The 17485-nt window shown below is 69.8% G+C and carries 1 protein-coding gene; it reads right to left on the reverse strand.

Annotated features, from left to right (window positions below; all coding sequences use genetic code 11):
* Nucleotides 1-66: 66 nt before the first annotated feature.
* A complete protein-coding gene (locus ACFUJR_RS31320) occupies nucleotides 67-17463 on the reverse strand; it encodes a hypothetical protein (protein WP_383172567.1) in 17397 nt (5798 codons plus the stop codon).
* Between the last annotated feature and the right edge of the window lie 22 nt (nucleotides 17464-17485).

Below are 17485 nucleotides of genomic sequence, written 5' to 3' on the forward strand. Positions count from 1 at the left end.
AGTGATCCCCCCTCAGCCGAAGATCCGTATACGAAATGGCCGAGGCGACCTACGTCAAAGAGAGGTTCAAGTCGCCAGGTCAGGCTGGGCCACGTACCAGTGATCACCCGTGAGGTGAAGGACGATTTCCGGATGCAGCGGATCACCGTAGGTCTGGTATCCACGATCGTCCCTGACCACGGTGACCCGGATTCCCAGCGCCTGGGCCGCGATCGGGGCCATCAGATCGGCAGCTGTGTGACGCCATCCGCTCTGGTCCGGCGCGCCGCCGCGTCGCCGGAGCAACGCGGCCAGCAAAGCCCGGCGCAGGTCCGGACGGGACGCCAGGGCATGCGCGGCACCGGTGGGCAGGAGGCCCAGCGCATCGAGCTCCCTACGGTGCGGTCCGGTCAGGATGATCCCGGCCCGGTCGAGTTCCTCGGCGGTCACCTGCTCCTGCGGCTCAATGGCGGTCACGTCGTCGACCGGGGGGCTGTCCGGGTTCGCCGGATCCAGCAGATCCGCGGATTCGAGTGTGCGGGCGAGGAGTTCGCGCAAAGCGGCGGCGGTCGCACCGGGCCTGGCCTCGCGGATGCCGTGGGTGTCGCGCCAGCCGGGGCGCACCCGGTCAAGTTCGAGGGAGAGGGCGTGGTGGAAGGATTCGCCGGCGCCGGAGTGCGATGCGGTGGACGTCCCCTCATCCGTCCGGGAATCCGTCGCCGGATCCGTCCCGGCGCCGGGCGCCGGGTTCGGTGCGGGGTCGACGATCCGGAATCGCCGGCCGTCGGGCGCGGTCAGGCTGAGCGGCGCCCCGGTGCCCTCATGCGTCTCGCGGTCGAACCGGGAGACCGGGCGGGCGTCCGGAGCCGGAGGGTTCGACCGAGCGGGCGGCAGCCAAGGCTGGGGGGCGGCGGCGGTGCGGAGCTCCGGGGCGGTGGTGTGCCACCGGGTCATCGCGAGGGCGCGGTCACGGACGGCCTCGGACGTACGCAGCGCGCGGACGGCCGCCGCGCGTGTCACGTCGAGGCGTCGCACCGCCTCGGGATCCGTGGGGTTGCGAGCAAGCTCAGCGCGGGCTGAGCGATAGGCGGCGTCCGCAGCGACCCAGGCCAGCCCGTAGGCGTGGACACGGCGCCAGGCGTGCAGGATCGATTCAGCGTGTCCTTCGGCCAGCCCCGGTGCCTGCCCCGTCGCCGGAAGCAGTCGCGCGCCTGTGCGCAGACCGTCCAGCCCGCCTGCCTCGTCCGAGAGCCAGGTGTCGAAGACCTCCTGGGCGAGGGGGAGTTCCACGTCCCCGTCACGGTTCTCCGCCGCCTCCGCCGTCTTGTAGAGCAGTTCCTCGATCGCCGGTACGGGCGGAACCTCCGGCTCCTGGGGCAGTGCGCCGGCGCCCTGGGGGTCCCACGGGCCGGGCCGGGAATCCGTCCGTTCATCGGCAGGCCGCTGGTACCAGGCGGTGACGGCGTCGGCCGCCGTCCGCGCGCCGTGCATACGCATTCCGGCCTCGCGCACCGCGCGGTCCTGGTCGCTGAGTTCCTGGTGCAGGCGGACGAGGCGCTCGCCGCGCACGCGCAGCCGCTCCGAGCTGCGCCGGTACGCGTCCAGGGCGGCGGGCTCGTCCTGGTGCGCCTGGCCGGCCGGCCCCTCCGCCGCGTCCAGGCCGGCGCCCGCCATCCGCGCATGCGTCGGTTCCTGCCCGGCACCGGCCTGCCCCGCACGTTCCCGTACCCGCTCCGCCTGCCGGGCGGCGTTCATGGCCCGCTGCCATGTCCGCTCGTCGTCCGCCGCCTCCTCGAGCGCCTCGTCCCACTCCCTGGAGGCGGCGGACGCGGCGGCCCGGGCGCTCTGGTAAGCACGGGTCGCCGCCTGCCACTGCTCGGTCGCGTCCCGGACCTGGTCCCAGGCGGCTCTGACTTCGTCAGGGAATTTCTCCTCGGTCAACAGGCCGTACTCGCGGGCGAAGTCCTCCCGTACCCAGACCAGTACGCCGTCTTCGAGCGCCAGTCGGGTGACACCGGATGGCCTCGGCGCGGCTCCCTCGGCTCCCGGCCCGGCAGCCGCCTTGGCGTCGGCGCCGCGACGCTTCGCGTCCGCGACCACCAGCCAGGTCACCGGAAGCCGGAACAGCAAGCTGCGGCCGACCGGAAGTTTCAGCTTGGAGCTGTCCACCACCACGGACGTCGGATCCTGTGTAATGGCATCCGCGGTCGTGCCGGTCGGCGCCGCCGCGGAGCTGCCCACTCGGCTGAACAGGGGGTCGCCGGTGATGAAGGCGGGGCCGCCGGTGACGGTCGGATGCCGGGAGTCTACGGAGGAGTCCGATCGGGAGGCGGACTCCACGATCTTCACCACGTGGCTCAGGTCGTTGCTGTGATCCACGGCAAGCAGCGCCGCGCCGTCGAACTCCACCCGGGGGGCGAGACGCAACTCCAGCTCTGTCTTCCCGAACAGGGCGGTGTCGTGCAGAGTCACCGCCAGACCGTGCTCCGCCGCCTCGTGGAAGAACGCCTGAAGTGAGCACGCGCCAAGTGCGTCACTGAGGACGGTGTGCGCCGGGGAACCGGGGCGTACCGGACGGGGCACGGGGCTTCCCGTCCCCATGGCGGCGCCGACGGCGAGCAGTGCGGCGTCGAGCAGGGCCTTGCTCCCACCGACACCCTGCACGCTGACCAGGCGCGGCCCCTGGCCGAAGAACCGGTTGCCGCGGTCCTGGAGCCATGCGTGCAGCGCATCCGCGGACCCGTGCTCCGGCGGCAGCAGTCTCGGTCCGGCGATCGCGGTGACATTCACCGGCCGGTCGGACTGCCGCTCACCGCCGGGCGGAACCGGTCCCGGCACGGGCTCGAGCAGGCTCAGGGGCTGATATTCGCGCAGCTCGCCGATGGGAGCCTCGACATGGAATCGCTCCTTCCCCTTGGCTCCCACCCGGATCGTCATGTGGTACGGCGTCGTGTACACCCCGACCGGGCCGCTGTTGTCGATGCCCGACGTGCGGGTGAGGCTGTGGTTGTCGCTGGTGGACCGCACCGTGGTCATGCCCACCCGGTCGGCGCCACCCGCGCTGACGGTGGTCCCGGACTTTGACGTGCCTCCGGACAGAGCGGGCCCGATGTTCCATCCCCGACGGGAGCGTCGCATCCCGGTCCGGGAAACCGTCGCCGACCAGGAGCTCGTGAGCGTGTGTCCCGCGCGCGTCTCCCGCAGCACGGGTGTCCCGCGCCGGAGTTCGAAGGTGATGGTTCCTTCCCTGGACACCCCCGTCCTGGGTTGAAAGGTGCGCAATGTGTATCCGTCCCGGAGCATCTCGCGGGCCATCGCCCGCAGGCCGTCCGGGGAGAGCAGTACGCCCAGGCGGACGAGCTGGCCCATGGGGTCGTCGAGCAAGCTTTCCGGAAGGACCAGCGCCCGGTCGCGGCGGGACGCGTCGGCCCGGGCGGTGAACGCGTCGAGGAGGACCGACATGTCGAACGTCCCCGCGTCGAACGAGAACGGCGGAATGCCCGAGCTCCAGCCGGGTTCCCGCCACAAGGGCTCGTTCCAGCCGGGCAGTTCGCCGAGGTGGTCATCGATCAGACCGAGGGCCAGGGCATCCTGCTCCGCCATCCAGATGAGCACACCCGCGTCGTTCGTGACCACGGTCGCCGCCCACTTCTCGGAGGACTCGGCCGAGCTTGCGAGGAAGCCGGTGCTGCGCGAGGCCGCGGCGACCGTCCAGTCCACCGAACCGATGAGCAGCACGGTACGGCCGGACTGTTCCAGGACGGTCGATCTGGTCGCACTGCGCTGAACCGTGGCGGCGGATGAGTTGACTCCGTCGAACACCCGCCCGCTCAGACCGCTCTTGACGATGTACCGCACGTCGCTGCCGTCGGCGTCCACATGCACAGTCCTGCCGCCGCCGATCGAGAACGACCAGGATAGGCCGGCCGAACCACCGCTCTGCCACCCGGCATGGAACTGGGCATCGTACGAGACCTCGAGAGCGTGATCGCCATCGACGTACAGCAACGGCCGGAGCGTGGTCACCCGCGAGCGGATCACCACGGAGCTGTGCTGGTCGGTGATCGCTCCCATCCCGAACAGTCCGGAGAGCTGCCAGCCGAACGGACCTGTGGACAGGGCGAAGTTGGCGTCGATTTGGCTCGGTGACATGCCTTCGATCAGCGAATCGTGAGCGGGTGTACCGGCTGTGGCATAGAACCAGCGGTTGCCGGACGCCTCGCCCAGGACCTGCTTGACGGCACCGAGCAGTCTGCCGGGAGAGGGCACTGCGGCCACCGTATGGGGACGCGATTGCCATGCCTGCGGCGAGAACGCGGGCAGAGGCCGCCCGGAAGCGAGACTGCGCGCCGTCCGCCAATCCAACAGCGGTAGTGGAGACGTCAGTTCGCGCGGCACGCCTTCCGGAAGGAGGTTGCCAGCCTTGATGCGATGCCGCCCCTCGTCGGCTGTCAGCGCTGTCGGTACGTACAGCTCCACGATGGCCTTCACGGCCTCGGACGGGAGCATCGGCCCCAGCAGGGGTGAGGCGGGCTTCCGCCGGACGAACCACTCGGCGGCGAGCACATTCCCGGTGGCGATGCGAGTGGCCATGCGCGGCCGGGAGAAGACCAGTTCGGTAGCGGTGAAGCTGAGGTCGTAGGCGAAGACATGTGAGCGCCTGGTGAACGCGGAGACGCCTTCGGCCGCGATGACGGGCCCGTACGACATCTGGTGGCGGACGGTGCCGGCGACGCCCAGGGACGTGTCCGCGTTGGCCGCCAGCTCTCCTGCCGGAAGCGTCGTGATCAGACCTGCGCTCAATGCCACGCCGCCACCCTGGGACACCGTGGACGCTTGCTTGGCCGTCTGGGTCACGCCGGTTCCGGTCCGAAGGCCCACGTCGTGCCGGGTGCCCCGGAAGCGGCGGCCCGTCAGCTCGGCCCGGATCAGGACGGTCACGTACTCCTCTCGCACGCCCAGCCGGTGGAGCCTGATCGGCAGTCCCACCGTCATCATCCGCTCCAGACCGGTCTCCGTGTGGGCCTGGCTGATGACGTCGCGGAGTTTATGGGTGTTGCTCAGTGCCGTGCGGTAGTCCTGCTGGGTGCCACGCCAGCCGTCGCGCCTCAGGCGGGTCCATGCGGCCGGTTTGAAGAGCTGGGCCGTTCCCCACTCCGCCCGGGTGTGCGGCCCGGGCGGCAGGACCAGACCGGGGTGGCGGTCGGCCAGTTCGCGGTGCACCCGGTCGAAAAGCTCCTCGACGACGGTAGTGGTACTCCCGGTCGCGTCGGCTGTATCTGTAGGCCAGTTCAGCGACTTGACCTTGGTGAGACCACCGAGCGTCACAGGATGGTTCTCACTGAGAAACGGTGGTGCCTCGGGCTCCTTTGCTCCGGGTGGGAGCCCCGCGTTGTCGTCCCAGCCGGCCAGCCTGCGGGCCTCATTGCGCGTGAGGCGCATGCGCGCGGAGTTGTGAAAAGTCTGCCACGGCCCTCCCGTCAGCCTCACGGAGACCTTCAACGGCATCGCGTACGTACCGCCGTGGTCCACCACGGCCGCGGTCGCGTTGGCGGACGCCGTGCTGCCCTGGCTGGCACTGTGCTCCCGCGCGAAGTTGGCCGTCCCGCTCAGCGACACCTGGAGGCGTGCGGACCGGGGGCCGATCGCCGGTCCCAGTGACAAACCGAGACCGATGCCCTTGACCAGACCCCGGCCGCGCTCGGACATCGTCTTCGCGGTCTTCTGACTGCGGATCTCGGTCTTGTGAGCGGCGCGGACGAGTTCGGCGGTCATGCCTTCACGGGTGTCGGGAGCGATGAGCACCTCGAAGGCGCCGAGCAGCGTACGGCCGTCCTCCTTGTAGAGGGCCTGGCTCGGTACCGGGGAGCGGAATGCCTGGTCGAGGATGCCGCGGAAGTTCTCGGAGGAGAAGAAACGGCGGAGTTCGGCGTGTGCGGGTGAGGCGAGGGTGGCCTTGGGCACCTGGCCGGCGGCCCAGGTGAAGATCTCCTCCACGGATCCGAAGTCCTCGGCGACGAAGATCTCCGGCACGCTGTCCGGGCTCAGTGGAATCCGACGGGGGATCAGGTCGGGCTCCGGTGGATCGGTCGTCGAGTCGGGGACCACCCACAGCAGCGCCGAGCGCATCGCGAATCCGCCCCTGACGGGCGCTGTGAGGAGGTCGGCCGCGCCACCGGTCGTCCGGGCCGGGCTGCCCAGAGGACTCAAGCCGGTACGGAGGCCGAGCCCGAACCCCTGCTTCGGCCGGCGCCTCTCGGTGACGTCCCGGAACTCGAACCAGAGGTCGTCGATGTGGGAGTGGGAGCCGTCCTTGCCCCGCAGGGACGAGGTGGTCTGGGAGACGCCGCTCGTGGTGAAGCGATAGGTCGGCTCGTTGTTGCGGAAGGCCGCCTTTACGCTGCCGTACGGACTGATCAGCGCGGTACTCGGCCCCAGCGGCACATTGAAGGTGAGGCTGGCCGCGTGTCCGATCGACTTCCCCTCCCCCACTCCGGTGCGGCGCTGTATCTCCAGCTCGAGTCTGGTCGGGGTGCGGTCGGCATCCCGGTAGCGGCTCCACGCCCCGTAGTTGCGGACGGAGATCACGACCTCGTGGCTGAGGCCGTCCGCGCCACGGTAGGTCAGGGGGAATCCGTCGCCGAGGAAGCGGTGCGAGAGATCCCGCAATGCCTGCCGCAGGCGCGCCATCGCCTCTACGGGAAGCGCGAGTCGTTCACCGATCTCCGCCGCCGCGAGCTCCGCGCCACGAATGCTGAGCGTGCTGTGTCCGAGGTTGCGCAGGTGCGCCGGCACGCGGCTGCCGTCGCTGAAGGTGACGAACTCCTCTTCGCCACGCGGTGGCGGCGCGTCGGCCGTGAGATCGAGCCAGGGGCGCTGTGCGGCGAGATCCGCTGCCTCACGCACCGATTCGCCGGTGCTGGTGACGGTGTTCGTGTCGTCCCGGGACGGTTCGTACGGGGTGACGCTCAGGGCGGCCCGCTCGATTCGGGACAGCCGCTCCCACGCCGCCGTACGGGCCCGGGTCCGTAGCTCGGACAGGAAGCCGGCCGACCTGTCCGTGGGCAGGTCGCCCTCTGCCGATCCGGATGACGCCAGGGCCGACGCCCGTTCGATCTGGTCCTGGACCCACCTCGTGGCCTCCTCGTCGGTGAGCGGGCGCAACGGAGTGGTGTCGCTGGGGTCGACCGTGCCGTCACCTTCCGCTCCTCGCCGGTCGAGGCCGTCATGCCGGAACGAGGCCTCCTGTTCCAGCCGCGCCACCAGCTCGTTGGCGCGACTCAGAACCGCCGCCCCTTCCGGCTCGTAGGAGGGGTTGGTCCGCAGTGAAGGGCGCGCCTCGGTCAAGGTGCCCGATCCGGAGGCGTACGGCTCCCCGGTGGGCGGTGCCTCTGCCCGGCGTCCTCCCTGGGCGTAGGGACGGGGGGTGAGCCCGAGCGAGCGCCCGAGGTTCCGCGCGGAGGCGACAGCGGCCTCTTGGAGGCCGGCACGCAACTGCCGGACGACGATGTGCCGGTGCTCCTCGGTGAGTACCCGCATCTCGCTCCGCTTCAGCGCCGTCCACCGGCCGGAGTCCATCGGCAGCGGAACGTACAGGTTGACGAGCCCGGACGCCTCGATCCACAACGGATCGGCCTCGCCCTCCCGCTGCTTGTCGCGGCTGGCCTCGGCGGCGCGCCCGGCCCGCAGCCGTTCCTGCCAGTGGTCGGCGACGGTGTCGTCGAGTCCGATGGCCCGCACGTGGGCGCGCAGCCGGGACTCCGCCCACTCGGGCTGATGGTGCGCGTCGGCGCCGAAGAACAGTCGGCGCGCCTCCTGGTAATCGACGCGGTACTGCTCGGAGTGCTCGATCAGCCGGGCGTGCACCCGGTCCGGTCCGGCATTCGGATCGTCGGGCCACAGCTCGCGGGCGACGCTCTCCAGCGGCCGGGGTCCGCGGGGGCGGCCACCGCGCAGCAGTGGCTCGGCGCGCCGGGCCTCGTCGGCACGGACGCGGACCGCCGCGTCCTCGGGCCGACCGGTACGGGCTCCCAGCGGCAGCGGGCCGGGGCCGGGGCCGGGGTCGGTCGACCCGGGGCCGCCGCCGCCGGGACCGTCACCGCCCCCTTCGTCCGACAGGAGCAGTGCGAAGGAGGCGGCGAGGTCATCGGCGACCGGGCGCGCCGCGTCCTCGTCCAGGACAAGGGCGTACATCAGTCGCTGCTCGGCCTCGAACCGCGCCTCGTCCGGCACCTGCGGGTCCGGCACCGCGACGGCTGTGCGATGTCCTGTCTCCCAGGGCAGCAGGGCGCCCATGCGGGAAAGGAGTGCCTCGCGCCGCTCCTCCTGCTGGATGCCCGACAGGACGCGACTGATGTATTCCAGCGGAAGGATCACCGACGGGTGTGCCGTCAGCCGGCGAGGCAGCGTGCCGGGGCGTGCGGCGTGCAGTGCGGCGAGGGCGCCCGTGCCCAGGAGCGGCAGCCTCCGCGGGGTGTGCACGGTCCACTGCTGCCATGCCGGGTTGTCCAGCTCCTCGGGCGGGCGGTCCACCGTGAGGACCGGTGTGGGGACGGCGCCACCGCTCATGGCCCATGTGACGGGGCCGGCCGGAGCGACGACGGTGGTGCCCGTGGTGTCGGAGAGAATCTGGGCGAACGAGTCCTCGGACCGGACCGGAACGTGCCCAGGCACGGGGTTGACCGTTTCCGGCCGGTCTTCCGCCGCTTCCACCCCTTCTCCTTGTACGGCGGGCTCGGGCCTGGGCGGCGCGATGTGCCCGACGCCCTTACCGACCGGCTGTCCCACGGAGGGGGTGTCTCCTCCCCGCCAGCCGATGACGGGCCCGGCGCCTGTGCTGTCGGCGAACATGACGACAACGGTCTTCGTCAGCGCGGGACTTGCGGGCATCTTCAGGCCCATCCACGCCGCGTCACGGGCGGTGTACTTCCAGGTGCCGGTCTTCGTCTCTTCGTACACCTCGATACGGGAGGGGCCCGACCGGGTGGCATCGATGGCGATGACCGGCTGCTCTCCGAACTGCCGCAGCAGGCGACGCAGCTTTCGCGAAGGAGTGAGCGGGAAAAGCGCGGGCTGGTCCTTCACCGAGCGCATCGACACGGCCGCGGTGAAGTAGCGTTCGTCGAACCGCGGCTCGGCCCGCCGCTCCCTGTGCGCCCTGAAGTACTGCCATTCCGATTCCTTCTTCCCTACGGGATCGACCCGGATCACTCCATCGATCAAGTCCACCTCCGACTGATTGGCCCACACGGTCACCAGGGGATGGTCGAGGGCCTCGGCCAGTTCCTGTGCGGCTTGTGTCGCACGCAAGGTCACGTCGGCGAATTTGCAGGAGAACATCACCAGGTTGACCCTGACGCCGGTGCTTTCGGCGTAGCGGAGCAGCGCCTTCACCCCCCGGTCAGCCTTGAGGAGTTGCGCCAAATGCTGGGGTGAGACAACGACAAGCCCTCGCGCGTTGCCGTATGCGGCGTCCGCCGGCGCCGGACTGGCACCGTACAGGGCGCCGTGCACATCGATGTAGTAGGTCGGTTGACCGCCCCAGGGCAGCTTTCCTCCGGACGTCAGGAAGACGGAACCGTCCGGTCGGGTGTGCACGACCTGGAACGTGGCATGTGGTCCGGGGTCGTGACGGGTCCACTGCCCGATGTTGGCGGCCTGGAACGCCGGAGTGTGCAGCATGAGGGCCTTCGCCACCGGCGAGCGTGTACCGGATCGGACGCCGGCGAAGAAGTCGGGTCCCTGCGACTGCCGCGGCGCTTCCCAGAAGGCGGCCAGTTCCCTGGCCGCCTCCTCACCGTCGTGGACGAGGCTGTGGGTGAGCTCCAGCACCCGGTCCCACTGCTCGCCCGCCTCGTGGAGGAGGAACCAGGACGGATAGGAGTGTTCGATGATCCGCAGGACCTCTGCGAAAGTGTTGCGGGCTTTCGTGACGTTGCCCGGCTGTGCCAGCGCGTGCGCCGCGGCGAGCCGCTCGCCCAGGTTCATGCCCTCGGCATGGCCACGGGTCCACACTTCGTAGGACACCATGCTGACGAGGTCGGTTCGGGTGACCCCGTCCAGAGCGTTCCAGCCGGGGAAATGACGCGCGGCGAGGCGCACCACCTCCAGGCGTAGAGCGTTGCGCTGCCTGCGGGTCATCCGCACAGGTGTGGCGTCCCGGCCGGGAGGTACGACATCGGCTTCCAACGCTCTGCGGGCCTGTTCGCCCTTGACCGAAACGTGCGCCGGGAAGTCCGCGAGCCGGTTCATCATCCAGTCCAGGGCCGCAGCGCGGTCGGAACGGTCCCGCAGGGGCGAGGGAGCCGGCTCTGAAGGGCTGACCTCGGCGGAGTCGGCAGAGTCGGCGGAGTTGGTCGCGAATCTGACGCTCTGATGAGACGTGCGGGTCGCTGTCGTGCCGGAAACCCGCTGCCCGCTCTCCCCGTTGTCCTCCACGTCGGTCACGTGGAGGCGTCTGCCCGCAGCCGGTCGGCCGAACTCGGCGAGAACCGATGTGTCGAAGCCGTCGGGAAGATGCAGTATCCACGGCTGCCAGGCGGGATTGTCTCTCTCCTCGGGCGGCCTGGGTACTGTCAGCACCGGTGCGCCACCTTGACGTTCGGGCTCCTGGGTGGGCTTTCCCCAAGGGGCCAGCACCGGCGCCCCGCGCTCGTCGGCCAGCTTTTTGGCCGGTGCCTGCGACAGGTCCATCACGCTGCGGTCGGGTCCCGTCACGGCTGTGCCCACGCCGGAGTAGTCGGTTCTGAGGACGATGACGGCATCGGCCTGGACGCCTGTCTGAGATATCTGGCCGTTGAGCTCCGCAGCGTCCCATATGCGGTAGCCCTCCCCTCCGAACCCCACGAATCGCTGACCGTGACGTAGGACATTCACGAAGGCGACCTGCCGCCGCAGTGTCTCCGGCAGCCGCTCCAGGGCCCGGATCAGCGAATCGCCGGCAATGAGAGGAGACTCCAACGGCGAGTCGGTGGTCAGGAGAAAACTGACCGTCCCATGAATGTGAGTCCCGGACGGCTCGAGTTCCTGGCGCCGCGGCGGTGTGACCGTCACGGTCTTCCACACCTCTTCCACCGGCGCGGGCATACTTTCAACGGCTATCAAACCGCCGGGGTGCTCCAGGACGAACTTCGCCGTTGAGCCGTGCACGTGCAGCGTGAGGCCGGGGTGACGGTGGAGCAGACCACTCATCGCCTGGGCGAACGCGTCCAGCGCCGTGTACTGCGTATCCTCGCCCGCCGCTGCCCAGCATGAGGCGAGTACGAGGTGGAGGACCCCGTCATCCGCGAGCGCCTTGCGCACCATCTCAAGGACCTTCTGGTCCTTGGACATCAGCTCCGCGAGGTGGGCGGGCGGCATTACTACGGTCCCACCCATAACCCAGGCAATGTTGGGCGACAGAATGCCCGGCGATCCATGCAGGTCGAAGTAGACGATGTTCCCGCCTGCCCAGGGAAGCGGCTCAGCGGCGAATTCGAGCCCGCCCGCGACTTCCGGGTTCGGTCGGAGGTGAAAGCTGTCCGTTTCCACATCGACGAAATAGAAGACCGCGCCCTCGCGAGGATCATGGGCCTGAAAGGAGGGAACGTTCTTGCTCAGCCTCTCCTGGCCGTGGAACGAGACAGCCAGGGACTTCCCGCCTCTCGGCACCGTGTAGGTGATATTGAACATCTCGCGTGCGGCCGAGCCCCGCGCCCGGACGCTCGTGGCAGCGCGCTCGGAAGCCTCCACCGCCCCCTCCGTCGTCAAGACGTGGGCGACCTCCATCACCTGATGATGCCATTCCATCGGGTCGTGCCGTCCCTTGCGCTGTTCCAGGTGTCCCCGGAGCATCGCGTTCGCCCCCAGAACCGCGTCGGCGAACGAGGGGCCGCCCATACCTTCCGCCAGCAGACTGTCCTCGTAGACCAGGCGTTCCACCAGCCCTTGCGCTGCCGCTACGCCTCGTTGCCGGGCCTCCTGGACGACCAGCGCCACCAGCGCCCGGCCCTCTTGGGCCGACAGGGGCCTCCACCGCGGGAGCTGCGCGTCCAGTGTTTCCGCCGCCAACGCCTCCCAGGCCTCCAGATCCTGGGGGGTGAACGGTTCGGGCAGGGCGAGGAGGAGATGGTTGACGGCCTGGGACACGTACGCCGCCGCCTTCTCGCCGCTCAGCGGCCGCGCGTCGGCGTCACCGGTGTTCCAGTCCATGCCGAGCGCCAAGGACCGGCCCGCCTTGATGCGTTCTTGGGTGAGTTCGATGCGTTCTTCTTGGGTAAGCTCGCGCGGGACATCGAGCACGTCGTCCAGGGTGTGACCTATCAGTGCCAGCACCTCGCTGCGCTGCTGGACGCCGAGCAGCGGCCAGCCTTCGGGGTCGTAGGAACTCAGGTAGTCGGCGGCGAGCTGCTTGGCGTGGGCGGAAAGATGTCTGGCCGTCTCCCTCTCGGCATCGGGTGAGGCGGACCATTCCAGTTCCTGCCGGGCCAGTTCACCTCTCCGGACGAGCGTCGTCCAGAATTCGGCGATCACTGCGCGCGCCCGGCCGACCGCCTGTCCGTTGCCGGTGGCCTCCTCTTCTGCCGTGCTCAGGGCTTCGACTTCCTGAAGCACGGTCAGCGACAAGGAGGCATCGGCCTGCTGCCGTTGCTCGGGAACAGCGGAGGGGTACGCGGTGACGAGTCGCTGGTGACGCGCGAACCAGGCCGACCAGACCTGGGCCAGGGAAGGGTGCAGCCCGCGCTCCGCGACGAGCCGCCCGAGCCGCTCGCGGGCGCCTTGGAGATCCTGGCCGGCTGTACGCAGGATGCCCAGTCCCGCGTCGAGGTGGGCGCGGTACTCCGGCGAGTGGCGGACGAGCAGGGTGTGTACCTCTCCGGCATCGGAAAGGCCCGCCAGTTCGGCGACCTCATCGAGCCGTTGACCGGGTTTGTCCACAGTCCCGTGTACGAAGAGCTCGGCGAGCTTCGCCTCCCTTGTCTCCGTTGTCCGTCCCTGAGGCGCTTCGGAACCGCTCGGCCCGGACGACTCCTCGACCGACTGGTCGGAGAACTGCGGGCTGCCTTCTTCCTGCGGAGGGGGCGCCGGCTGCGTGGTCCCCGTTGTCAGGGCCGACGGCAGCTTCGGGGTTTCATGGGACCACTGAGTGGGCCAGAACACGACCCATTCACTCCACTCGACGTCCTCCATGTCCGAGGGCAGGCCCTCGACGCGCAGCACGGTTTCGGTGCCTTCCTCCTCCTCTCCGTCCCCCTCCACCACGTATTGCTCGTCGTCCGGAACGACGAACCCGGCGGGAGCGATGACGGGCCAGCCACGCAGGTCGGCGAGCAGCTGACCGGGCGCGATGTCGTGCAGCGGCAGCTGCTCGTCGGTGTCCTCGTCCATGGTCCGTCCGGGGATGTGTTCGACCGGCGGGGCCAGCAGTCGTCCCGTGACGGGGTCGGTCAGAGGCGGGCGAACGATATCGTCCTCCTCGTCCAGGATTCCGCCGATCGCCGCGAAGTCCACCCTCAGGAGGATCGCCGCGCGCGGGTCGACCCGGTGCTGTTCACTCACCCCCTCGGTCATCTTCCGCTGGAGCGTGGCCATGTCCCAGACGCCGTATCCCTCGCCCGGCCAGAAGCCTCTGACCTTGCTGCCATTGCGGCGGACCTCCACATAGTGGAGTCCGGCGGACCGGGCCACTTCGGGGCCGAACAGTTCGGTCAGCCGCCCCTGCATCTCCTCGACCTTGTCCAAGAGCTCCTGAGAGGCACGGACCGGCTGGAGCGGCGGTGAGTCGGTCGACAGCTGGAAGGACGTCGCGCCGGTGAACGGCGTCTCGTACCGCACGCGCGGGAAGCCGGGCGGCCGGACCTCGACCTGTACCCACGCGGTGCTGCCGACGGGGGCATGGACGCCCAACTCGCCCTCGCGGGTGAGGCTGAGCGTGTACGGACTGCCCCACAGGAACATCCTGACGCCGGACACCCGTCCTACGGCACCGATCCAGGCGGCCGCCGCGCCCAGCGCGCTCCGTGCCTGGCCGGTGTTGGCTCCGACGTTGCAGCCGTACAGCACCACGTGCAGCTCCTTGTGCGGGTGCTGCCGTGCTTTGGCGACCATCTCATGGAAGGCGGGATGGGCCAGGAGTGTTTCGGCCATGTGCTCCGGAGACGTGGCCACGTACTCCGGGCCCTCTTCGCGCTCGTCGTCCGAGTAGGGGACGACGTCGGGGTCGTTGATGAAGGGATAAACGGTATCGGGTTCGGCGTGCAGCGCGAGATAGAGCGCCGGACGTTCCCGCCAGGGAAGGGGTGCCGCACCGACCGGCAGGGCGAACGCACCGACCGACTGGGTGTACCGGAACACCGCCGACGCGCCGGCCGTGTGCTTCGCCCACTGGGCCAGGTCGTACTCCCTGACCTTCCCGCGGCGTGACATCAGGATGGTCACGTCGGGTGCGTGGGTGGGCCGGATGGTCTCCAGATGAAACATCCCGGGCCGGGCGGAGCCGTACCTCATCGATTCCATCGCGCGGGCCACGGCCTGTACATGGGGCAGCGGATCGGTCAGTCGCCTGACGCTCAGGAGGAGGAGCCTCCTGTGCCGTTCCGCGAGATCCCTCTGGCGGAACCAGCTCGGGTGATGGGTCTCGATCAACTCCATCCCGCCCTGGAGGGCCCCGTTGAGGAAGCCGGCGCCGTCCTCCCCCGACGGCCTGAGGGAAAGGAGTCGGGCCTCGTTCATCATCCGCGAGGCCAGGCTCATGGCCGCGTCGGCGCCACGGAACCAGCCTTCCCTCACCAGCACGGCTTTGATGGCTGTCCTGATCTCGTCCGGCAGCTGCGCCCAGCCGACGAAGCGCGGGGAGAGCTGTCGCTCGGCCTCGTCGAACAGGGCTGCCTTGTGGGCGGCGGCGAGGACGCCGGCCGATGCGGGAAGGGGCAGCGCGGCGGTCTCGTCGGCGCCGAGCGCCGCGTCGATCTCCTCCATGGCCGCAGCACCGTCTGCCAGCAACACATTCCGGTTCAAGTGGTGCGCCATCATCTGCAGCGCTCCGGCGACGACTCTGTCCCGGTTCATTTCCGGCACCCGAGTCGTTTCCGGCTGCCCCTGCTCCAGCGCCTGGGTCGAGGACTCGCCGGGCCGGTCGCTTTCCTCCTGGCGGGTGCCGCCGCGGGCGGCGACGGACGGTTCCAGCCCGAGCGTACGGGCCGCCTCGCGTGCCGCTTCCCGGGCGGCGGCCATCGGATCGGGGCTGTCGCCGCTCCGGTTCAGCACGTCGGCGACGGTGATGAGTGCCTGGTAGTACAGCGGGCTGCGCTCGTACAACGGCCTGGGATCGTCGATCGTCAGATCGCTGCGCGCGAAGTCCTCCAGCGCGGTGAGCGCGTCGGTGAGCAGCGTCTCGAAGGCGCTCTTGTCCAGTTGGGATCGCAGAGCGCTCTCGGTGCTCCGGGCACTGGCGAGCTGCAGGTCCCGCGCGGCCGGGCTCGCTGCGTCGATCTGCAGACGTTTCGCCAGGCGCTGGGCGGCGTCAGGGTTCTGCACCTGAAGTACGTGCGCGAGCTGGGCCAGTTCGAGGTGCTGTCGGCGAGCGCTCTGGTCGAACCAGGCCGGGTACAGCTCACGCACGATCCCGTACGCCCGCGTGAGGAGTTCACCTTGGACGCGTACGCCGTGGGCCAGCAGGGCCTCGGCGGCAAGCAGCTGTGCGACGGTCAGCTGAGCGGCGGCCTCGCCCCGGTCGTGCAGGGTCTCGGCGATCTGCCAGATCACCGCGTCCCGCTCGGACACGCTCATCGACCTCAGGCGCGGATCGGCGCTTCCCGCGATCCTCTCCGCCTCCCGACGCAGCTCCGTGGCCCGTGCCCGATGTCTCGTCTCGTCCGGCAGCTGCTCAGTGAGCTGCCGCAGCAGCCGCTCACGGGCCGCGTCCCCGTCGCGCGTGGGGTTGCTCGGGTCTGCCCGCAGTCCGCCGATGACCTGGCGTGCCACGGCATCGGGGGCGGCGCCTGAAGCGATACCGGGGGCCGCGGTGAGGCGACGGGCCGGCGCGGTGGATGTCTCGCCGTGCTGGACCGGAGCGCTCTCGAGATCGTCGAGCCGGCTGCCCGTGGCGGACGCCCCACCCGCGCCGCCGGGGCGTGGCCGCAGATTCCGCTCCCTCATGATCTCGTTGGCCACGGCGTCGGCCGCGTCGGGTCCCCCCTCGTGCAGGGCATGTGCGACCCGCGCCAGGCGCTCGTCGCGGAGCAGTCGCTCGGACGGCGACAGGGGGGTCAGGCTCAGGCTGTCGGTCCGCTCGCTCAGATAGGCCGAGGCGCGGGAGCGGAGATCCTGGATCTCGGACGCGGACAGCCCCAGCTGCAGGAAAGCTGCCGAGTGGACGACGCGGCCGTGGTGCTCCATCCACAGCCTGGTCGTCACAGCACTGAGTCCCACCGATGCAGCGAACTCGTCCAGGAGTCTGCGCATGTCCTTGTTCGAGATGCGGAGGTTGCCGAAAATGTCCCGCAGCGCGCGCTCGTAGTCCGCCCGATACCGCTCGCTGTGTTCCAGCAGCATCCGGTGCATGGTCGCCTTCGGCTCCGTCGGCTGCCATGGCAGGTCCAGTTCGCGCGCAGTGAAAGCCAGACCCCTGCCCGAATAGATCAGTGTCTCCGCGCGCGATATGAGCTGCTGGTGTTCCGCCGGCGACATCTCCTGGGGGCCCGACGGAAGCAGGTCTTCTGCGGTGCCCTCCGGCACGGCCTCCGTGGGTGCGGGCACAGGCCTGGGAGGCGTCGGATTCTTGTTCACCTGCTCCTGGAAATGTCTGCGCAGTGCCTCGACTCCGGGTCCCTCGTTCGCCTCGCCGGCCGGGCCGGCGGAGGGGCCGGCCTCCTGCGTCGAGCCGGTCGGGCCCCCATCGCCGTCGAGCCAGGTGGTGACCAGATAGACCTGATGCGGGGTCTCGGCGTCCACCCGGAAGACCTTGCGCGCGATGGACGCGGCGTCAGGCTCGCCCCCCATGCCCCTGATGTGCCGGTCCAACGCCCGGGCACGCTTCTTCATCTCCCGCACCACCCGCGGGACCTCTTCAGCGAGCGGCCCCGCGGCGGTGACCCAGCCCTTGGCGCGGTACGTCTGTGGGTCCGACGGCTTGCTGATGCCCAACGCCGAGCGTGCGATGTCCCTCCAGCTAATGGCCCTCCGTTCGGCCTTCGCGGCGCGGGCCTTCCTGAGCGCGTCGCGCATCTGCTCGTCGGTGGGGCCGCCGGCGGACGTCCCGGTGACGTCGATGCCTTGGAACCACTCCAGAACGCCGGTGACGAACCACTTCCCGGTGCGGTGTGCAGCCGTGTCGATTGATTTCGCGATCTGCTGCGGTTCGGAGGAGCGGCCGATCAGACGTTCGTGCATCGCCCGGGCGATAACGTAGTCGGCCAGCTCAGAAAGGGCGGCGAGCGGACTCGGCACGGGGGGCAGCGTGTCACCCACGTAGCCGTCGCTGTCGAACACCGCGTACGGGTCGTTCATGGACGACAGCGTTCCGTGCTGG

The organism is Streptomyces sp. NPDC057271, from assembly GCF_042668715.1.
In the GTDB taxonomy this organism is placed as follows: domain Bacteria; phylum Actinomycetota; class Actinomycetes; order Streptomycetales; family Streptomycetaceae; genus Streptomyces.

What these genes read in the sequence shown, in the direction of transcription:
- ACFUJR_RS31320 (WP_383172567.1), bottom strand. Translation starts at nt 17,463, where the DNA reads ATGAACGACCCGTACGCGGTGTTCGACAGCGACGGCTACGTGGGTGAC.